This is a genomic window from Bradyrhizobium sp. SZCCHNS3052 (assembly GCF_032484495.1).
In the GTDB taxonomy this organism is placed as follows: Bacteria; Pseudomonadota; Alphaproteobacteria; order Rhizobiales; family Xanthobacteraceae; genus Bradyrhizobium.
Map to the genome: position 1 here is coordinate 429770 of NZ_JAUETB010000003.1, position 19645 is coordinate 449414.

General features: G+C 66.9%; 16 protein-coding genes and 1 riboswitch. Of the genes, 10 read left to right on the top strand and 6 right to left on the bottom strand.

Going from position 1 to position 19645, the window contains the following annotated elements; genetic code table 11:
• Positions 1 to 64 precede the first annotated feature (64 nt).
• Together QX073_RS13520 and QX073_RS13525 are read left to right on the top strand one after the other, a co-directional pair.
• Positions 65 to 1303 (top strand): MFS transporter, encoded by a 1239-nt coding sequence (locus QX073_RS13520; protein ID WP_316225869.1) that lies wholly within the window; start codon positions 65 to 67, stop codon positions 1301 to 1303.
• 310 nt (positions 1304 to 1613) lie between these two features.
• Complete coding sequence (locus QX073_RS13525; protein ID WP_316166492.1) at positions 1614 to 2930, top strand: TAXI family TRAP transporter solute-binding subunit; 1317 nt, start codon at positions 1614 to 1616, stop codon at positions 2928 to 2930.
• Positions 2931 to 2949: 19 nt separating this feature from the next.
• On the opposite strand, the gene proC is transcribed toward QX073_RS13525, so the two are convergent.
• Together proC and QX073_RS13535 are read right to left on the bottom strand one after the other, a co-directional pair.
• The gene (gene proC, locus QX073_RS13530) at positions 2950 to 3777 is read right to left on the bottom strand and encodes a pyrroline-5-carboxylate reductase (RefSeq protein ID WP_316225870.1); all 828 of its coding nucleotides are present in this window, start codon (positions 3775 to 3777) and stop codon (positions 2950 to 2952) included.
• A 163-nt stretch (positions 3778 to 3940) separates the two neighbouring features.
• Positions 3941 to 4441, bottom strand: coding sequence for a YbjN domain-containing protein (locus tag QX073_RS13535; RefSeq protein ID WP_315714059.1), 501 nt, complete (start codon positions 4439 to 4441; stop codon positions 3941 to 3943).
• A gap of 394 nt (positions 4442 to 4835) precedes the next feature.
• A riboswitch (FMN riboswitch) is annotated at positions 4836 to 5029 on the top strand.
• Positions 5030 to 5106: 77 nt separating this feature from the next.
• Between QX073_RS13535 and QX073_RS13540 the strand changes: the two genes are divergently transcribed.
• The 8 genes from QX073_RS13540 (at position 5107) to QX073_RS13575 (ending at position 15088) form a co-directional block, all read left to right on the top strand.
• Positions 5107 to 5712, top strand: coding sequence for a 6,7-dimethyl-8-ribityllumazine synthase (locus QX073_RS13540; protein WP_315714060.1), 606 nt, complete (start codon positions 5107 to 5109; stop codon positions 5710 to 5712).
• Between the two features lie 477 nt (positions 5713 to 6189).
• Complete coding sequence (locus QX073_RS13545; RefSeq protein ID WP_316225871.1) at positions 6190 to 7398, top strand: MHYT domain-containing protein; 1209 nt, start codon at positions 6190 to 6192, stop codon at positions 7396 to 7398.
• Between the two features lie 328 nt (positions 7399 to 7726).
• The gene (locus QX073_RS13550; protein WP_316225872.1) at positions 7727 to 8590 is read left to right on the top strand and encodes a xanthine dehydrogenase family protein subunit M; all 864 of its coding nucleotides are present in this window, start codon (positions 7727 to 7729) and stop codon (positions 8588 to 8590) included.
• 202 nt (positions 8591 to 8792) lie between these two features.
• Complete coding sequence (locus QX073_RS13555; protein WP_315714063.1) at positions 8793 to 9293, top strand: (2Fe-2S)-binding protein; 501 nt, start codon at positions 8793 to 8795, stop codon at positions 9291 to 9293.
• The gene (locus QX073_RS13560; RefSeq protein WP_316225873.1) at positions 9290 to 11710 is read left to right on the top strand and encodes an aerobic carbon-monoxide dehydrogenase large subunit; all 2421 of its coding nucleotides are present in this window, start codon (positions 9290 to 9292) and stop codon (positions 11708 to 11710) included. Before QX073_RS13555 ends, QX073_RS13560 begins: the two co-directional genes overlap by 4 nt.
• A gap of 346 nt (positions 11711 to 12056) precedes the next feature.
• Positions 12057 to 12926, top strand: coding sequence for a MoxR family ATPase (locus QX073_RS13565; protein ID WP_315714065.1), 870 nt, complete (start codon positions 12057 to 12059; stop codon positions 12924 to 12926).
• Positions 12923 to 14128, top strand: coding sequence for a VWA domain-containing protein (locus QX073_RS13570; RefSeq protein ID WP_316225874.1), 1206 nt, complete (start codon positions 12923 to 12925; stop codon positions 14126 to 14128). Before QX073_RS13565 ends, QX073_RS13570 begins: the two co-directional genes overlap by 4 nt.
• A gap of 144 nt (positions 14129 to 14272) precedes the next feature.
• Positions 14273 to 15088: an XdhC/CoxI family protein gene (locus QX073_RS13575; protein ID WP_315752713.1), complete on the top strand. Its 816-nt coding sequence runs from the start codon at positions 14273 to 14275 to the stop codon at positions 15086 to 15088.
• Between the two features lie 6 nt (positions 15089 to 15094).
• Here QX073_RS13575 and QX073_RS13580 read toward each other — a convergent pair whose 3' ends face one another.
• The 4 genes from QX073_RS13580 to QX073_RS13595 form a co-directional block, all read right to left on the bottom strand.
• The gene (locus QX073_RS13580) at positions 15095 to 16189 is read right to left on the bottom strand and encodes an HWE histidine kinase domain-containing protein (RefSeq protein WP_316191561.1); all 1095 of its coding nucleotides are present in this window, start codon (positions 16187 to 16189) and stop codon (positions 15095 to 15097) included.
• Positions 16190 to 16463: 274 nt separating this feature from the next.
• Complete coding sequence (locus QX073_RS13585; RefSeq protein ID WP_315714069.1) at positions 16464 to 17288, bottom strand: carbohydrate ABC transporter permease; 825 nt, start codon at positions 17286 to 17288, stop codon at positions 16464 to 16466.
• Positions 17285 to 18220 (bottom strand): sugar ABC transporter permease, encoded by a 936-nt coding sequence (locus QX073_RS13590; protein WP_315714070.1) that lies wholly within the window; start codon positions 18218 to 18220, stop codon positions 17285 to 17287. The genes QX073_RS13585 and QX073_RS13590 overlap by 4 nt, the downstream gene beginning before the upstream one ends.
• Positions 18217 to 19536, bottom strand: a complete 1320-nt coding sequence (locus tag QX073_RS13595; protein WP_315714071.1) for a sugar ABC transporter substrate-binding protein — start codon at positions 19534 to 19536, stop codon at positions 18217 to 18219. The genes QX073_RS13590 and QX073_RS13595 overlap by 4 nt, the downstream gene beginning before the upstream one ends.
• Positions 19537 to 19645: the final 109 nt, after the last annotated feature.

Sequence of the window (19645 nt, forward strand, 5' to 3'; positions counted from 1 at the left end):
CATGCCCATTGCCGCAGCAATGTGGCTTGACCTGATGCGGTGCGGCAACGAAGTTGCTGAAATCGTGCACGGACCCAATACAAGATTCGAGGAAGCGCCTCATTTCATTCCGGACTCGCGCCAGGCCTGGGCGCGGCTGGCGCTTGCGCTCGTCATCGGTTCCATCGGCGGCGCGGGGATGTGGACCGTCGTCGTCGTCCTGCCGGTCGTGCAGGCCGAGTTCGCCGCCAGCCGCGGCGCGGTCTCGCTGGCCTACACGCTGACGATGTTCGGCTTCGGCCTCGGCGGCGTCATCGTCGGCCGGATCACCGACCGCTTCGGCATCGTCACCGCAATGGCGCTCAGCATCGCGACGACGGCCGCGGCCTATCTGCTCGCCGGCGCCTCGGTGACGCTGTGGCAGTTTCAGGCGGTGTATTTCCTGGTCGGGCTCGGCTCGTCCGTCACCTTCGCGCCGCTGATGGCGGAGGCGTCGCACTGGTTCGTGCGCTATCGCGGCCTCGCCGTCACCATCGTCGCCTCCGGCAACTACGTCGCCGGCACGGTATGGCCGCCGCTGGTGAATTGGGGCGTGCAGCAGATCGGCTGGCGCGCCAGCCATGTCGCGCTCGGTGTGTTCTGCGCGGTGACGATGAGCGCGCTGCTCCTGGTGTTGCGCGCCCGCATGGATGGTGCCGGCGCGCAGAATCATGCCGGCGCAGCGCCGCCGCAACTGGAGCTGCCGATCTCCACCAATGCGCTGACGGTGCTGCTCAGCGTCGCCGCGATCGCCTGCTGCGTGGCGATGGCGATGCCGCAGGTGCACATCGTCGCCTATTGCGGCGATCTCGGCTACGGCGTCGCCATCGGCGCGCAGATGCTGTCCTTGATGATGGCGCTCGGCATCGTCAGCCGGATCGGCTCCGGCTTTCTCGCCGATCGCATCGGCGGCGTCAGGACCTTGCTGATCGGCTCGCTGGCGCAGGGTTTTGCGCTGCTGTTCTATCTGTTCTTCGACGGCCTGACGTCGCTCTATCTGATCTCGGGCATGTTCGGCCTGTTCCAGGGCGGCATCGTACCGAGCTATGCGATCATCGTGCGTGAGGCGATGCCGGCGCGCGAGGCCGCCACCCGGGTCGGCATCATCATCTTCGCCTCGGTGTTCGGCATGTCGTTCGGCGGCTGGGTCTCGGGCGTCATCTTCGACGCCACGGGGTCCTATTCGGCGGCCTTCGCCAACGGCATCGCGTGGAATGGCCTGAACCTGGCCATCGTCGTGACGCTGCTGATCCTGGCACGACGGCAACACCGGCTGGCAGCCTGAAACAAGAGGCGTTGCACGAGAGCCACAGCCGGAGTCCAATATCCGGCTTATATGCACGTCGTCATACAAAATCCCGGCGGCCGCCGCAAATCGATCGAATCACGTCACGCAACTATGGAACTCGATCGGAGCCGATCGCGGCCATTTGGCCTCGGGCGCGCTCCGCATCGCGAGGTTGGTTGTCGCGAGGTCTCAGCCGAGGCCGCGGTCGCCCGTCGCATGCCTGACGCAGGCAGGCCTCGAGGTGAATGCTCCGGATTGGTCGAGAACGCTGCGGCGGCATCGCGATGGTGCAGGAGGCCGTTGCGCTATGTCCATCGTCACGAAGGCAGCTTCGCAAGTCGCGCTCGCCGCGCTCGCAGCCGGACTCATGCTGAGCCAGGCATCGGCGCAGGCTTGGCCGCAGCTGCAACAACAACCGCCGCAGCCGCCGCGCCCGGCAGCGACCCGCTCCATCATCGTGCCCGTCGCCCCGGCCGTCCGGCCGAACGGCGCGCCCGTGATCCCCGCGCCGCCACGTCCCGCCGGCCTGCCGGCGTCGCTGTCGCCCGCGCCCGGCAGCGGGCCGGACGTGTGGCGGCTGCCCAACCCGACCGACGTCAACGACGGCACCGTCACCATCATCACCGCGCCGGCCGGCGGCGCCACCTCCGTGTTTGGCTCGGACATGGCGCGCGTGCTCGATGATCAGACCAACGTCCGCGTGCTGCCGGTGCTCGGCAAGGGACCGGTGCGCAACGTCTCCGATATTCTGTTCCTGAAGAGCATCGACATGGGCGCGGTCGCCGCCGACGTGCCCGAATTCTACCGCCTGCAATACGGCATTCCCGACATCACCTCGCAGCTCCGCTACATCGCGCGGCTCTATCACAACGAGATCCATGTCATCGCGCGCTCCTCGATCCGCTCGATCTTCGATCTCAACGGCAAGCGCGTCATCGCGCCGACCGATGTCGGCTTCTATTCCGCGCGCGTGATCTTCAACCGGCTCGGCCTGACGGCGTCGTTCGACTACGCGACCGATGACGCCAAATCGATCCAGAAGCTGATCGATGGCGACGCCGACGCCTACATCGTCTCTACCGGCAAGGTGTTCCAGCTCGCCCGCAACATCAGGAACGACAACCGCGCGCTGCACCTGGTGACGATCCCCTACGACCGCCGGCTGCAGGACCTCTATCTGCCGACGACATTGTCCTCCGAGGAATATCCGAACCTGCTCAACCCCGGCGAGACGATCGAGACGGTGGCGATCGGCATGCTGCTCGTCAGCTACAATTGGCCGGAGAATACCGAGCGCTACCGAAAGGTGGCGCGCTTCGTCGAGGCGTTCTTCGCCAACTACGACGAGTTCATGAAGCCGCCGCGGCATCCGAAATGGCGGGAGTCGAGCATCGTCGCCGCGATCCCGAACTGGAAGCGGTTCAAGGCCGCGGAAGAGTGGCTGCTGGCGCACAACATGGTGCCGCGACCGCAGGTCGCCGACGTGCGCCAGACCCAGTTCGAGAGCTTCGTGCGCCAGAGCGGGGGACAGCTGTCGAACGATCCGGCTGAGCGCAGCGCGCTGTTCCGCCAGTTCCTGCAATGGCGCCAGCAGCATGGCGGGCCGCCGACGCCGTCGCGCTGAGCTGTCAGCTCGCGGTTGTCTACTTCGCGAGCTCTTTCGAACGCGCCGTGGCCGCCGCGACCGCCTTGGTCAGCAGCGGCTGGAAGCCGTCGGCTCCCATCAGCACCGACAGCGCCGCGGCAGTGGTGCCGCCCGGCGAGGTGACGTTCTGGCGCAGGGTGGCGGACGGCAGGTCCGATTGGCGCAGCAGCTCGCCGGCGCCCGACACGGTGTGGCGCGCGAGCTTCGTCGCCAGGGACTCGGGCAGGCCGCCGGCGACGCCGGCGCGGGCGAGCTCCTCGGCGAGCAGGAACACATAGGCGGGCCCCGAGCCGGACACGGCAGTCACCGCGTCCATCAGCGCCTCGTCGTCGACCCATTCCACTGCGCCGGTGGCACGCAGCAGCGCGTCCGTCAGCCCCCGCTGCGCGGCGCTGACGTTGCCGGCCGGCACGGCCACGGTGATGCCCCGGCCGATCGCGGCGGGCGTATTCGGCATCGCGCGCACGACCGCGCCGCCGATCGTTTGCTGCAGGCCGGCGATCGTCGTCCCCGCCATGATCGACAGCACCAGCGTCGCGTCGCCGACCCACGGCTTCAAGGCGGGGCCGGCGTCGGGGAACATCTGCGGCTTGACGGCAACGATGACGACCTCGGCCGGCGCGGTCGCCGTCGGATTGAGGCGGACGCCTCGGGCCTTTAGCGCCGTGATCTCGGCCGACGGCATCGGCTCGATCACGACCACGCGCGCGGGATCAAGGCCGCCGGCCAGCCACCCGGTCAGCATCGCCCCGCCCATCTTGCCGGCGCCGGCCAGCACGATGGTGCCGGTGAGCTGATGAAGCAGGTTGTTGTCCGCTGATGTCACGACGCACTCCGCTGTCGTCCCTGCGAAAGCAGGGACCCATAACCACCGGCGGTTCTAGTGGAGCAGGGGCAGAGCGACAAGCGTCGCGCGCCACACGGACATCACGCGGTATGGGTCCCTGCGTGCGCAGGGACGACACCGCGTGTGATGGAGCGGCGGCGGCTTACGCCTCGCCCTCTGTATCGAACAGCGCCGCCGCCATGGCCTCCTGGGTCGACTTGCCGGCCCAGACCACGAACTGGAAGGCCGGGAAATAGCGCTCGCAGGCGTGGATGGCGCCCGCCAGCATGCTCTCGCATTGCAGTCCCGACGCGGTGATCCCGCCGGGCAGCACCAGGGCCTGGCGGTGCATCACCATGCCGGTGTGGGTCCAGATGTCGAAATGGCCGAGCCAGAGCTGCTCGTTGATCGCGGCGATCAGCCGCTGCACCTCGGCGCGGCGCGCCTCGGGAATCTTCATGTCGAAGGCACAGGCCAGATGCAGCGCCTCGATCTCCGCCATCCAGGTGAAGGAAAGCTGATAGTCGGTCCACTGGCCCTTGGAGGCGATCGTGATCTCGTCCTCGCCGGAGCGCTCGAACATCCAATTATTGTCGGCCGCAATTGTCTCGACCACGCTCAGCGGATGATCTGCGGAATCGATAGTGCTTTCGAGCAGGGACATGCCGTCTCGACCTCGTCTTCTTGATCTCGTTGGTACATACGCGGCGACCCGGCCCACGCCCTCTTGGCGCTTCGCGACCCGGCTTGCAGTCCCGGAGGTACCCCGAGGCGTGCGAGGACAAACTGATGTGATTTGCGGAATCTGCGCAACGGGGGGGCGAGTCCGTCCACAGCCAAACACCGCTTCGTCCACAACTCCTGTCCGGCCTGTGGAATCATCGGCGAACGAGAACAAAACGGAATCGGACACGCCGCAGCCGCTCGGTCTGAGGTGATTTGGCCGCAGGAACGGCCGTGAGCGTCTGCATGGCCGCCCGTCGCGGACCGCGGGCGTGAGGCCTTGCCGCAGCCGCCGACCGCCTGCATAGTTCATTCAGGCCGTCCATCCGGGCGGCCGATGTTCTCAGGGCGGGGCGAAATTCCCCACCGGCGGTAAGCGTTCTCGGTCGAGCGCGAGCCCGCGAGCGCCTTCTCGGCAAGGCACGGTCTGGAGAATTCTGTTCTCCGGAACGTGTCGCGCAGAGAAGGGTCAGCAGATTCGGTGCGATTCCGAAGCCGACGGTCACAGTCCGGATGAAAGAGAACGGGTCCCGGCACCCCGCGCAATCCAGCGTGGGGGCGTCGTCGTTCCGTGTGCCCTGATTCTGGTCTCTGACGAGGACAACCATGAATCAGATGTTGCAAGACGCGCCTACTGATACGCCCACCGACACCATCACCGCAGGAACGTCGCCGCCGGCGGATACGCCGGTCGCGTCACCGCCCGACGAGTCGCCACCGGCGCCGTCGCATCCGCGCTTCAGCAAGCCGCAGCGCGTCGCCTTCGTGCAATCGGCCTGGCATCGCGACGTCGTCGCCGAATGCCGTCTGGCCTTCCTCGACGAGATCGAGGCGCGCCACATCCCGCGCGATCGTGTCGACATCTTCGAGGTGCCGGGCTCGTTCGAGATCCCGCTGCATGCGCAGCTCCTGGCCAAGACGCGGCGCTATACAGCGATCGTCGCGGCCGGCCTCGTCGTCGACGGCGGCATCTACCGCCACGAATTCGTCGCCGACACCGTCATCAAGGCGCTGATGGACGTGCAATTGCGCACCGAGGTGCCAGTGTTCTCCGCGGTGCTGACGCCGCAGCAATTCCACGAGACGCAGGCGCATTTCGAGTTCTTCCGCAAACATTTTGCGATCAAGGGCATCGAGGTGGCGACCGCCTGCGCCGAGACGCTGCTGAGCCTGGAGCGGCTGCGCAGCCAGGTCGCGGCGGGGATTATCTGAGGCGGACGGTGTGTGGCCGGTCACGGCCGGCCACACATGCTTCAGTGTCGGGAGCCGAGGTCTCACCGCGACGGCGGCCTGCTCCCCTCCCCCTTGCGGGGAGGGGTTGGGGGTGGGGGTCTCCGGGCGCTGAACTTGGTGATGCGCACCGTTGTATTTACCCATCTAGGACGGACTCAATGATGCGAGTCGTTGCCGTCGTGCTCCGCAGAATTCGATTGGTCATCAGCTAAGGTACGACTCGGGGACCCCCACCCCCAACCCCTCCCCGCAAGGGGGAGGGGAACTCACCGCGTTCGCCGCTCCAGATCGAATCCAACGTCTGGCGCCACGCCAATCAAGCTTGCCGCCCTCGCTTGTCCCCCAGCGACAACACGCCCCCTCACGCTCCCCGCCTTGTGTTGTCAATTTCCTCGCCACCCCTGTAAAATCTCCCTTGGGAGGAGGCTGGCCCGTGGCGACGGGCGGCCGACAAGGATGATCGAAGGATACGATCCTTATCTCGTCGCGCTCTCGGTCGTGATCGCGAGCCTGGGTGGCTATACCGGTTTCAGTCTCACCGCGCGCATCCGCAGCGGGCCGGGAGAGAATGCGCGCGTGCTGCTGTCCGGCGCCGCCGGCATTCTGGCTGTGGGCATCTGGACCATGCATTTCGTGGGCATGATGGCGGCGCCACTGCCGCCTGATGCCGTCTATCTGGTGCTGCCGACCATCATCTCGTTCCTGATCTGCGCGCTCGTGATCGGCATCTCGCTGTTCTTCGTCAGCATCGGCGATCCCTTCCCCCGGCGCGTCGTCCCTTCCGCGCTGCTGCTCGGCGCCGGCATCGCCAGCATGCATTATGTCGGCATGCACGGCCTGTCCGGCTCATTCGGGTTGACGCATGATCCGGCGCTGGTGGCGCTGTCGGTGGCGATTGCGATCGGCGCCGCCTATGGCGGCCTGCGCATCTTCCTGGCGCGGCAGGACGGGCTACGGCTCGCCATCAGCGCGGTTGCGTTCGGCATCGCCGTGTCCGGCATGCATTACACGGCGATGCTGGGAATGCATGTCGTGCCGATGGGCGAGGGACACCACCACGCCGCACCGGGACTTGCTGCGTCGCCGCAAGCGCTCGCGATCGTCGTCGCCGTGCTGTGCTTCGTCATCGCCGCCGGATTTTTGCTGTCGCTGGTGCCGGACCCGCGCCGTCAATCGCAGCCGATGCCGGCCGTTGCCGAGGCTGCGCCGCAATTGGCGCCGGAGCCGGCCGCGACGGCGGCCGAGCCGGTGGTCGAGGTCGCCGCCATGAGCCGGGCGACGGCGGCGCCGCTGGGGGGCATCGGCCAGCCGCCGCGCGCGACCGCGGCGCGATTGCCGCTGGAGGGCGCCAACGGCACCCATTTCATCGATGCCGGGGACGTGCGCAGCGTGCGCGCCGATGCGCACTACACGCGGATCCACGACGGCACCCGCGAGCGGATGTGCCCATGGTCGATCTCCGAGGCTGAGGCGCAGCTCGATCCCGGCCGCTTCATCCGCGTGCACCGCAGCCACATCGTCGCGATCGAGCATGTGATCTACGTCGGTCGGGAAGGCGAGGGCGCGATCATCGAGCTCGATGGCCCCTCGAAGCCGCGCGTGCCGGTGAGCCGCGCCAAGGTCGCGGAGGTCAAGGCGCGGCTCGGGCTGCGGCGGCCGGCCTGAGTTCAGCGTTCGTTTCGCTGCTGCAACAGAGCGCCGCCATTCTCCCCAACGCATGCAACACCGCGCGCGCGTCTTGCGCGGCCGCTCACGCCGTCACTCGCGCGATTGGGTCGCCCTCGCTGACGCAATTCGTGCGCGACCAGCCGCAATTCGTGCGATTTCGCCGCTCTCCGTGCCGGCTTCGTTGCGCGGCCAGCGATCCCGATCGACGCTCCGCGCCAATCCGCGATGCGTCCGCGTTCGCACTTCGCTCTCGCAGCACGAACGCCCGCCGCAACAACGCGACGGCCTTGCCGATAAGGCAGGCCAGCACAGGAGAGGAAATGTCATGATTCCTGGCCCGTTCGACTATCACCGGCCGGCGAGCGTCAGCGATGCGATCAAGCTGCTCGCCGACCTCGGCGATGACGCGCGACCGCTCGCCGGCGGCCACAGCCTGCTGCCGATGATGAAGCTGCGACTGGCGACCCCGGCGCATCTGATCGATCTGCACGGCATCGCCGGGCTCAAGGGCATCCGCCGCGATGGCGACCGCATCGTCATCGGCGCGATGACCACGCAGGCCGACCTGCTGGCCTCGACCGAGATCGGAGCCAGCCTGCCGATCCTGCACGAAACGGCGCTTTTGATCGCCGATCCGCAGGTGCGCTACCGCGGCACGCTCGGCGGCAACGTCGCCAATGGCGATCCCGGCAACGACATGCCGGCGCTGATGCTGGCGCTCGATGCAAGCTACCGTCTGGAGGGGCCGAACGGCGCCCGTGAGGTCGCGGCGCGGGAATTCTACCAGGGCGCCTATTTCACCGCGCTGGAGCCGGGCGAGATCCTCACCGGGATGAGCATTCCCGTTCCGCCTGCGGGACACGGCTACGCCTATGAGAAGCTGAAGCGCAAGGTCGGCGACTACGCGACCGCCGCGGCGGCCGTCGTGCTGACCATGGCCGGCGGCAAGGTGGCGAGCTGTGTGATCGCGCTCACCAATCTGCACGAGACGCCGCTGCTCGCGACCGACGCGGCGAACGCCGTGATCGGCACGGCGCTGGACGATGCCGCGCTGAAGGCCGCCGCGACGGCGGCGCGCGCGATCATGCAGCCGGCGTCCGATGCGCGCGGCCCGGCCGAGTACCGCATCCATGTCGGCGGCATCATGGTCATGCGCGCGCTGCAGCGCGCGGCGAGCCGGGCGACGTAATCCGCTTTTCGCATTGAAGCCGCCGCGAGGGCGGTCTTCTCCCTCCCCCCTTGTGGGGGAGGGTCGGGGAGGGGGGTAACCCCACGAAAGGTCTGTGTTCGTGGCACCCCCACCCCCGACCCCTCCCCGCAAGGGGGAGGGGAGCGCACCGATGCTGTGGCCTTAGTGAGGCCAATCCCACAATCCCACGAGGGAGCAACCAATGCCCAAAACCCATATCACGATGAAGGTGAACGGCAGCGAGGTCGAAGGCCTCGCCGAGCCGCGCACCTTGCTGGTTCATTTCCTGCGCGAGCAGGCGCAGCTCACCGGCACCCATATCGGCTGCGAGACCAGCCATTGCGGGGCCTGCACCATCGACATCGACGGCATGAGCGTGAAGAGCTGCACCATGCTCGCCGTGCAGGCCAACGGCTGCGAGATCACCACGATCGAGGGCATGGCCAACGCCGACGGCACGCTGTCGCCGCTGCAGGAAGGCTTCCGCATGATGCACGGCCTGCAATGCGGCTTCTGCACGCCCGGCATGATCATCCGCGCGCATCGGCTGCTGCAGGAGAATCCGTCGCCGACGGAGGCGGAAATCCGCGCCGGCATCTCCGGCAACATCTGCCGCTGCACCGGCTACCAGAACATCGTCAAGGCGATCCAATACGCCGCCGCCAAGATCAACGGCGTGGAATTCCAGGAGGCCGCGGAATGAACGACCTGACTCCCACGCGGGAACAACGCGAAGCCGCGCTCGAAGGCATGGGCTGCCGGCGCAAGCGCGTCGAGGACATTCGCTTTACCCAGGGCAAGGGCAACTACGTCGACGACGTCAAGCTGCCGGGCATGCTGCACGGCGACTTCGTGCGCTCGCCGCATGCGCATGCGCGGGTGAAGGCGATCCACACCGAGGAGGCGCTGAAAGTGCCCGGCGTGCTCGCGGTCATCACCGCCGAGACGCTGAAGACCGTCAACCTCGCCTGGATGCCGACCTTGGCCGGCGACGTGCAGATGGTGCTCGCCGACGGCAAGGTGCTGTTCCAGAACCAGGAGGTTGCCTTCGTCGTCGCGACCGACCGCTATGCCGCCGATGACGGCGTCTCCAAGGTGGTGGTCGAATACGAGCCGCTGCCGGTGCTGGTCGATCCGTTCAAGGCGATGGACCCGGACGCCCCCGTTCTGCGCGAGGATCTCGCCGGCAAGACCACAGGCGCACACGGCCCGCGCAAGCATCACAACCACATCTTCGAATGGAGTGTCGGTGACAAGGAACTCACCGACGCCGCGTTCAAGAAGGCCGACGTCACCATCAAGGAGATGATCTCGTATCACCGCACCCATCCGTCGCCGCTCGAGACCTGCCAGTGCGTCTGCTCGTTCGACAAGATCAAGGGCGAGCTGACGATCTGGGGCACCTTCCAGGCGCCGCATGTGATCCGCACCGTGGTGTCGCTGATCGCCAAGATCCCCGAGCAGAAGATCCACGTCATCGCGCCGGACATCGGCGGCGGCTTCGGCAACAAGGTCGGCGCCTATCCCGGCTATATCTGCGCCGCGGTGGCCTCGATCGTCACCGGCAAGCCGGTGAAATGGGTCGAGGACCGCATCGAGAACCTGACCGCGACGGCGTTCGCGCGCGACTATCACATGACCACCGAGATCGCGGCGACCAAGGACGGCAAGGTCACCGGCCTGCGCGTCCACGTGCTCGCCGATCATGGCGGCTTCGACGCCTGCGCCGACCCGTCGAAATGGCCGGCCGGCTTCTTCAACATCGTCACCGGCTCCTATGACTTCCCGGTCGCGCATCTCTCCGTCGACGGCGTCTACACCAACAAGGCGCCGGGCGGCGTCGCGTATCGCTGCTCGTTCCGCGTCACCGAGGCGGCCTATTGCATCGAGCGCGGCATGGACATTCTGGCGCAGAAGCTCGGCATGGACCCGGCGGAGCTGCGCCTGAAGAATTTCGTCAAGCCGGAGCAGTTTCCCTATCACTCGGCGCTGGGCTGGGAGTACGATTCCGGCGACTACCACACCGCCATGCGCAAGATGATGGAGAGCGTGGACTACGCCGGTCTCCGCAAGGAGCAGGCCGAGAAGCGCGCGGCGTTCAAGCGCGGCGAGACCCGCGAGATCATGGGCATCGGCGTCTCCTTCTTCACCGAGATCGTCGGCGCCGGTCCGTCGAAGAACTGCGACATCCTGGGGATCGCGATGTTCGATTCCTGCGAGATCCGGCTGCACCCGACCGGCGCCGGCATCGCGCGGATGGGCACCAAGAGCCAGGGCCAGGGGCACGAGACCACCTGGGCCCAGATCATCGCCAGCGAGATCGGCATTCCCGCCGACAACATCATGGTCGAGGAAGGCAACACCGACACCGCGCCTTACGGCTTGGGCACCTACGGCTCGCGCTCGACGCCGGTGGCAGGTGCGGCCATCGCGATGGCGGCGCGCAAGATCAAGGCCAAGGCGCAGATGATCGCGGCCTACAAGCTCGAGGTCCATGAGGACGATCTCGAATGGGACATCGACGGCTTCCGGGTCAAGGGCCTGCCCGAGAAGGTGATGTCGATGAAGGACATCTGCTGGGCGGCCTACAACTCGGTGCCGCCCGGCATGGAGCCGGGGCTGGAGGCGGTGAGCTACTACGATCCGCCCAACATGACCTATCCGTTCGGCGCCTATCTCTGCGTGATGGACATCGATGTGGATACGGGCGTGTACAAGGTCCGACGCTTCTATGCGCTGGATGATTGCGGCACCCGCATCAACCCGATGATCATCGAGGGCCAGATCCATGGCGGCCTCACCGAAGCCTTCGCCATCGCGATGGGCCAGGAGATCCGCTACGACGCCGAGGGCAATGTCGTCACCGGCTCGTTCATGGACTTCTTCATGCCGACCGCGGTGGAGACGCCGCATTGGGAGACCGACTTCACGGTGACGCCTTCGCCGCACCATCCGATCGGCGCCAAGGGCGTCGGCGAAAGCCCCAATGTCGGCGGCGTGCCGGCGTTCTCCAATGCGGTCAATGACGCGTTCTCGTTCCTGGGCGCGACGCACATCCAGATGCCCCACGACTTCTGGCGCAACTGGCAGGCGGCGAAGAACCTGGGCGTGGTGGCGTAGGCTATATCCAAGTGCACCTTCGTCGTTGCGAGGAGCGAAGCGACGACTTGTCCGCCATAGCCCGAAGGGCGACGGCGGAAGCAATCCAGAGTCCCGCCCATCACCCTGGATTGCTTCCGCCTACGCCCTGCGGGCTTCGGCGGACACGTCGCTTCGTTCGCAATGACGCGGAGAGAGTGGAGCTATAACGGCATCGGCAGTGCGCTCCCCTCCCCCTTGCGGGGAGGGATTGGGGGTGGGGGTCTCCGGCGGCGGTGTCGCCTGATGCTACCCCCCACCCTAGCCCTCCCCCACAAGGGGGGAGGGAGCGTACTGGCTTCGCTGTGAGATCGAGAATCAAACGCTGATGAAAGCCCGCGACGACATCGCACAATCGCTCTCCGCTTGCGGCTATATCGCCGACGGCGAACTGGCGACCGCGATCGCGCTGATGCAGCTCCTCAGACGGCCGCTGCTGCTGGAAGGCGAGGCCGGCGTCGGCAAGACAGAGGTCGCCAAGGCGCTCGCCTGCGTGCACGGCAGCGAGCTGATCCGTCTGCAATGCTATGAAGGCCTCGATCAGAGCTCCGCGCTCTACGAGTGGAACTACCAGCGCCAGCTGCTCGCGATCGAGGCGCATCGCGGCCAGCCGGACACCATCGAGGACCAGATCTTCTCCGAGAAATATCTGCTGGAGCGGCCGCTGCTTGCGGCGATCCGCCGCGCCACGCCGCCGGTGCTGCTGATCGATGAGATCGACCGCGCCGACGACGAATTCGAGGCGTTCCTGCTGGAGCTCCTGTCGGACTTCCAGGTCTCGATTCCCGAGCTCGGCACCATCAAAGCAATCAGCATCCCGCACGTGGTGCTGACCTCCAACGGCACCCGCGAGCTGTCCGACGCGCTGCGCCGGCGCTGCCTCTATCACTACGTCGACTATCCCGACGTCGATCGCGAGGCGCGCATCATCCTGGCGCGGATCGACGGCGCCTCGGCGCAACTGGCCCTGCAGATCGCGCGCCTCATCGACTCCTTGCGCAAGGAGGAACTGCGCAAGGTGCCCGGCGTCGCCGAGACGCTGGACTGGGCGGCGGCACTGGTCGGGCTCGACGTGCGCGATCTCAAGGACCAGCCGGAGATGGTGCATGACACCTTGATGTGCCTGCTCAAGACCCATGAGGACCGCGCGCGGATCACGCGCGAGGTCACGGCGCGGCTGCTGGGGAAGGTCGCATGAGCTGCTGTGGCACCACGCCCGACCACGAGGACATGAACGCGGTCGCGCGGCTGGTCGCGGGACGCCTCGGTGCATTTCTCAAGACGCTGCGCGACAACGGCTTTGCGGTCGGCCTGTCGGAGGGGCAGGACGCGGCGGCCGTGATGAGTGCGGGCTATGCCGATAAGCCCGGCCTGTTGCGCTCCGCCTTCAAGCACCTGTTTTCGGCGCGCAAGAGCGAGTGGGATCGCTTCGACGGCCTGTTCGACGCGTTCTGGCTCGGCAAGCGCGTGCGCTCGCGCTCGCTGGTCTCCGGCGCGACGGCGAGAGCGAACAGCCCGTCCCTGAAGAGTCTGCAGGATGCGAATGCCGGTCAGCCGGAGCCTCACGGCGCGACCGATCAGATTCCCTCTGACGAAACCCCACGCGACGCGGGCGGCGAGGGCCTGCGCGAAGGGGCATCGCGCGTGGAGTCCATCAGCGATACCGACTTCCGCAAGCTCGCAGATCCTGACCAGGTCGCGCTGGCGCACGAGGCCGCGGCGCGGCTCGCCCGGGCGATGCGGACACGGCTGACGCGCCGCGATCAGTTGCGGCGCAAGGGCGAGCGGCTCGACCTGCGCCGCACCATCCACCGCAACATCAGCCATGGCGGCGTGCCGATTGCGCTGGTGCACCGGCGACGCAAGCACAAGCCGCTGCGGCTGGTGGTGCTGCTCGACGCCTCCGGCTCGATGAGCCCCTACACCGCGGTGTTCCTGCGCTTCATCCACGGTGTGCTCGACGCGTTCCATGAGGCCGAAGCGTTCCTGTTTCACACCCGGCTTGCCTATGTCTCGGATGCGATGAAGGAGAAGGATGCCGCGCGGGCGCTCGACCGTCTCTCGATGATGGCGCAGGGCGCCGGCGGCGGGACGCGGATCGGCGAGAGCCTGCAGACCTTCAATCGCTGGCACGCGCCCCGCGTCATCCATTCGCGGACCTGCGTGATGATCGTCTCCGACGGCTACGACACCGGGGACCCAGCCTTGCTCGGCCGCGAGATGGCGCAACTGTCGCGCCGTTGCCGCCGCATCGTCTGGCTCAATCCGATGCTCGGCTGGGACGGCTATGCGCCGGAAGCGCGCGGCATCAAGGCCGCGCTGCCCTTCGTCGATCTCTACGCGCCCGCGCATACGTTGAGCTCGCTCGCGGCGCTGGAGCCGTATCTGGCGAGGTTGTGAGATGACGAGGGTGAGCCGCTCTGAAGTGTTGTTGACGCAGACTGTCTCGGCATCGGCGGTCGGCTCCCTCCCCCACAAGGGGGGAGGGAACATACCTTCTCTGTCGAAGCAGTGTGCTTCCGACAGTCCGCAGAGGAGGCAATCATGACCGCCTCTTCCGAACTGCTCGATCTCGCCGCGCAACTGAAAGCCAACGACGAGAGCTTCGTGCTCGCCACCGTCGTCCGTACGGTGTCGGTGACCGCCGCGAAGGCCGGCGCCAAGGCGATCATCCGCCCCGACGGCAGCATCGTCGCGGGCTGGATCGGCGGCGGCTGCGCCCGCGGCGCGGTGCTGAAGGCGGCGCGCGAGGCGCTCGCCGACGGCATCCCGCGCATGGTCTCGGTGCAGCCTGAGAACCTGCTCGCCGAGCTCGGCGTCAAGCCGGGCGAAACCAGGGAGGGCGTGCGCTTCGCCGCCAACATGTGCCCGAGCAAGGGCACCATGGACATCTTCGTCGAGCCGGTGCTGCCGCATCCCGCGCTGGTCATCCTCGGCGCGAGCCCGGTCGCGATCGCGCTCGCGGCGCAGGCGCGGCCGCTCGGCTATCACGTGACGCTGGCGGCGCCGGCGTCCGATCTCGTCACGACACCGGAGGCCGATGTGCTGATCGATGGCTTCGCGCTGGATCAACCGGCCGGGAGCAGCCGCTTCGTCGTGGTGTCGACGCAAGGCAAGGGCGACGAGGCGGCCTTGCGTGCCGCGCTCGCCTGCGATGCGGCCTACCATGCCTTCGTCGGCAGTCGCCGCAAGATGGACAGCCTGCGCGACAAGCTGATCAGGGCCGGCATCGACGCCGCGCTGCTCGACAAGGTCAAGGCACCGGCCGGCCTCGATCTCGGCGCCATCACGCCGGAGGAGATCGCGATGTCGATTCTGGCCGAGATCACGCTGACGCGCCGGCGCGGCCAGCGCGGCTGAATTCCGTCATGGCGCGAGCGGCAGGTCGAACGAAACCCTGAGCCCATCCGGCGCGAAGTCGCGCGTCACCTCGCCCTTCAGCGCCGCGCCGAGAATGCGCTCGAACAGCAGCGAGCCGAAGCCGTTGCTCGCAGGTGGGGAGACCTGCGGGCCGCCGTTCTCCTCCCAGGACAGCTTGAGCCGTCCGTCGGCATGGGTCCAGCTCAGCGTCACCCGTCCTGCATCGTTCGACAGCGCGCCGTATTTCACCGCGTTGGTGACGAGCTCGTGCAGCCCCATCGACAGATACAGCGCGACGCCCGGCGGAAGCGGCACGGCAGGACCGTCGACCGTGACACGGTCGCCTTGCAGCGGCGCCAGTTCGGCGCAGACCAGCTCATCGAGCGCGATCGCCTCGCGGCCGCGGTCCAGCGCCAGCGCGTGGCTGCGGGTCAGCGCGGCAATGCGGCCGCGCAGCACCTCGCCGAACGCGGCCAGCGCCGAATCGGCGCGGATGCTGAGCGCGATCACGCTGTCGACCAGCGCCAGCGTGTTCTTGACACGGTGATTGAGCTCATGGACGAGCACGCGATGGTGCTGCTCGATCGTGCGCCGCCGTGCATTCTCGGTGCGCAGCGCGATCTCGTCCATCACGATCTCGCTGAGCTCGGTGAGCTGGGCGATGTCGTCGTCGCTCCACGGCCGCGGCTCGTGATCGATGGCGCAGAGCGCGCCGATCACCTCGCCGCTTGGCAGCCGCAGGGGGACGCCGAGATAGGCGATCACGCCGAGAACCGGCACCGCGAGCTTGTCCTTCACCAGCGGATGCTCGTTGGCGTCGCTGATCACCAGCGGCTGCGCCGAGGTCACGACGTGCTGGCAGAAGGAGTGGCTGAGCGGCGTCTCGCGCAGCGACGCCCACGGCTCGCACAGGCCGACCGAGCTCTTGAAGAACTGCCGGTCGCGATCGACCAGCGCGATGATCGCCGCCGGGGCCTGCAGCAGCCGCGAGGTCAAGCGGGTGACGCGATCGAAGCCCGGCTCCGGCGGCGAGTCGAGCAGCTCGGTCTGCAACAGGGCAGTCAATCGGTCTGGCGCGGAGGCGTCGCGATCGGACGTCATGCAGCTTTCGTCGGTCGGGCGTTCAGCCAGTGACAGGTTGCAAGACGGACCGGACGGAGCGCAAATCCGGAGCCGGTCGATCGTGCGGCGCAGTGGTATTCGGCTGGAACGAAGCCGGCGCAGAGACGAGATGAAGCCATCAACGCGGCCATCGCCGCGCCTCAGGGGCGGGGCGAATCCCGGTTCCACGCAGGTAACCAAGTGGCAGACTATGGCCTGACCAAGGCAAGTTTGGCATTCCGCCGCAGGTTCTCTTTGGTATGCATTATACCCGTCAGCCCCCCTTGACCGCACCCGCCGTCAGGCCGGCCACGATCTGCCGCTGCGCGAACACGGTCAGCAGCAGCACCGGCAGGGTCACGATCAGCGCGGCCGCCGCGAGCGGCCCCCAAGAGAGCTGATCGAACGAGATCATGTTGTAGACCGCGACCGGCAAGGTGCGGGTCTCGCGTCCGGCCAGCACGATGCCGAACACGAAATTATTCCAGGAGAAGATCACCGCGAGGATGAAGGCGACGGCGAGGCCGGGCTTCGCCACCGGCAATGCCACGTGACGGAAAACCTGCCAGCGCGTCGCGCCATCGATACGCGCGGCTTCTTCGAGCTCGATCGGCGTGGTCTCGAAATAGCCGATCATGATCCAGATCACGATCGGCACGGTGACGACGAGATGGATGATGATCTGCGGCCATAGCGTGCCGAGCAGGCCGAGCCACTGAAACAAGAGGAACAGCGGGATCAGATAGGACAGGCCCGGCGTGATGCGCGCGATCAGGATCACGATCGCGGACTTGTGCGCGGCCATGCGGGCGATGCCGTAGCCGGCGGGCACGCCGACCAGCATCGCGAGCGCCGTCGCGCCGCCGGTCACCACCAGACTGTTCTTGAAGTAGGTGAAGAAGCGGTTGGACGACAGCACGTCGGCATAGTTCTTCCAGGCGAAATGCTCCGGCCAGAACACCGGCGGATACGCGGCGTTGTCGACCTCGTACTTCACCGACAGCGAGATCATCCAGAGGAAGAACAGGATCGCAGGCGAGACGATGAGGAAGACGCCGAGCGCGAGCCCGAGCCGGCCGAGGATGGTCTGCGCGCTCATGTGTCGCTCCCCAGCGCATTCCACTGCGCGCGGCGGCGCAACACCAGCAAGAGCGCAGTCAGCGCGATGATCAGCGCGAAGAACACCACCGCGATCGCCGACGCATAGCCGAGGTCGTAATAGACGAAGGCGACGCTGTAGAGATAGAGGTTGATGGTCTCCGACGCCGAGCCCGGGCCGCCCTGGGTGATCGCGAAGATGATGTCGAAGCTCTTGATCGCGTCGATGGCTCGGATCATCGCGGCGATGAACAGGAACGGCATGATCAAGGGCAGGGTGATGTAGCGGAACATCTGCCAGGTGCTGGCGCCGTCGATCTGTGCGCTCTCATACGGCTCCGTCGGCAGCGAGGCGATGCCGCCGAGCACGATCAGCATCACCAGCGGCGTCCACTGCCACGTCTCGACCAGCACCAGCGAGGGGATCACCGTGCCCGGATGGAATACCCAGAGCTGCGGCGGCAGGCCGACCAGCGACAGCAGGTAGTTGAGGATGCCGAGCTGCGGATGGAACATCATCGTCCACACCAGGGCGATCGCCACCGGCGTCGCCATCATCGGCATGATGAACAGCGCCCGCAGCAGTCCCCGGCCGGGGAAGCGGGCATGGAAGATCACCGCCGCGAAGGTGCCGAGCACCAGAGGCAGCAGCACCGATAGAGCCGTATAGGACAGCGTGTGCCCGACCGACTCGACGAAGCGCGGATCGGCCGGCAGCCTGAGATAGTTCGACAGCCCGACGAATGTCGTTGGCGAACCGACCTTCCACTCCTGGAAGCTCATCCAGATCGTGAACAACCAAGGGAAGATGATCACCGCCAGCACGGTGACCAGCGCCGGGATCACGAACGGCCAGTACGACGGCGGCCGCAGCGCACGTTCCGGCGCAGCCGCCTCCGCCGCCGCGCCGGCCTGTTCGACGATCGTGCTCACGCTTTCTCGCTGCGCTCCAGGATCGGGCGGAACTGCTCGTGCGCCTTCTTCAGCTCGGTGGCGGGATCGGCGCCCGACAGCGTCGCGGTCAGCGCCGCACCGACGAGATCGCGGAATTCGGCGACCGGGATGATCACGGGCAGGCCGAGCTTGGAGATCTTGCCGGAGTCGATCGCCGACTGCAGCCACTCCTTCGGCATCTTCACGCCGCCCTGGACCCCGGGGTCGTTGAGCACCGAGTTGCGGAACGGCACACCGCCGCCGGCCTGCACCAGGCGGGCGCCCTGCGGCTTCGACACCAGCCATTGGCACAGCAGCCAGGCCGCTTCCTTGTTCTTGCTCGCGGCCGCAATGCCGATGCCGTCGCCATAGGTCGCCGAGTACTGCCCCTTCGGTCCCGCGGGCACCACGGTGTAGCCGACCTTGCCGACCACGCGCGAGGCGTTGGGATCCTCCAGCGGCGGCGCCCAGCCGACGCCGTCGATCCACATCGCCGAGCGGCCTTGCGTGAACGAGGCCATCGACTCCATCCAGTTGAAGCCGGCCACGCCCGGAGGCGCGCAGGTCGTCAGCAGCTTCTGATACAGCTTGGTCGCCTCGACGGCCTCCGGGCCGTCGGTCAGGATGTTGCCCTTGGCATCCAGGAACTCGCCGCCATAGTTGAGGAAGAAGTTCGTCCAGAGGGTCATGTTGGCGTTGCGCAGGCCGCGGCCGACGAAGCCGAAGATGCCGTCCTTGGCATCGGTCAGCTTCTGCGCCGCCGTGACCATCTCGTCGAGCGTCTTCGGCACTTCGACGCCCTTCTTCGCGAACAGCTCCTTGTTGTAGTAGAGGATGAAGTAGTCGACCGACCATGGCAGCGAGAACATCCGGCCCTTGTCGTTGCTGGCGTAACTGAGGCCAGCGGCGGAGAAATCGCTCTGCACGAGGTCCGGCGCGGTGAGGTTCGGGTCCTTCATGAAGTCGGTGATGTCGGCGAGCCAGCCGGCCTTCTCGAACTGCCGCTTCTGCACGTGATAGCTGAGATGGACGACGTCGAAGCTCGGCTTGCCCGACGACAGTTCGATCACAACCTTCTGTCGCTGCTGCTGCTCCGGGATCTGCTCGGATTCCACCTCGATGCCGGTCAGCGCGGTGAATTCCTTGATGTTCTTCTGCAGATTGTCGCCGCGCGGCCCCTTGGCCAGGATCACCTCGAGCTTGGTACCGGCATATTTCTTCCACTGCGGCTCCGACCAGGCGGGCTGGCCGGTGAGCGCAAGTGCGCCTGCTGCTGCCGTACCCGCAAGCATGTTGCGGCGCGTGATCGCGGTCATCATATCCTCCCAGAAGACTTCTTGTTTGGTCGTGAAGTGTAGCGCGATCCAGCGGCGCTGCAACAGCATGGTGCCCGTTCGACTGGGGATGCGACGACAGCGCGTGGTG

Coding starts and splice junctions, on each gene's coding strand:
- QX073_RS13525 (WP_316166492.1), top strand. CDS start 1,614: ATGTCCATCGTCACGAAGGCAGCTTCGCAAGTCGCGCTCGCCGCGCTC.
- QX073_RS13535 (WP_315714059.1), bottom strand. CDS start 4,441: ATGTCCCTGCTCGAAAGCACTATCGATTCCGCAGATCATCCGCTGAGC.
- QX073_RS13540 (WP_315714060.1), top strand. CDS start 5,107: ATGAATCAGATGTTGCAAGACGCGCCTACTGATACGCCCACCGACACC.
- QX073_RS13545 (WP_316225871.1), top strand. CDS start 6,190: ATGATCGAAGGATACGATCCTTATCTCGTCGCGCTCTCGGTCGTGATC.
- QX073_RS13550 (WP_316225872.1), top strand. CDS start 7,727: ATGATTCCTGGCCCGTTCGACTATCACCGGCCGGCGAGCGTCAGCGAT.
- QX073_RS13555 (WP_315714063.1), top strand. CDS start 8,793: ATGCCCAAAACCCATATCACGATGAAGGTGAACGGCAGCGAGGTCGAA.
- QX073_RS13560 (WP_316225873.1), top strand. CDS start 9,290: ATGAACGACCTGACTCCCACGCGGGAACAACGCGAAGCCGCGCTCGAA.
- QX073_RS13565 (WP_315714065.1), top strand. CDS start 12,057: ATGAAAGCCCGCGACGACATCGCACAATCGCTCTCCGCTTGCGGCTAT.
- QX073_RS13570 (WP_316225874.1), top strand. CDS start 12,923: ATGAGCTGCTGTGGCACCACGCCCGACCACGAGGACATGAACGCGGTC.
- QX073_RS13575 (WP_315752713.1), top strand. CDS start 14,273: ATGACCGCCTCTTCCGAACTGCTCGATCTCGCCGCGCAACTGAAAGCC.
- QX073_RS13580 (WP_316191561.1), bottom strand. CDS start 16,189: ATGACGTCCGATCGCGACGCCTCCGCGCCAGACCGATTGACTGCCCTG.
- QX073_RS13585 (WP_315714069.1), bottom strand. CDS start 17,288: ATGAGCGCGCAGACCATCCTCGGCCGGCTCGGGCTCGCGCTCGGCGTC.
- QX073_RS13595 (WP_315714071.1), bottom strand. CDS start 19,536: ATGACCGCGATCACGCGCCGCAACATGCTTGCGGGTACGGCAGCAGCA.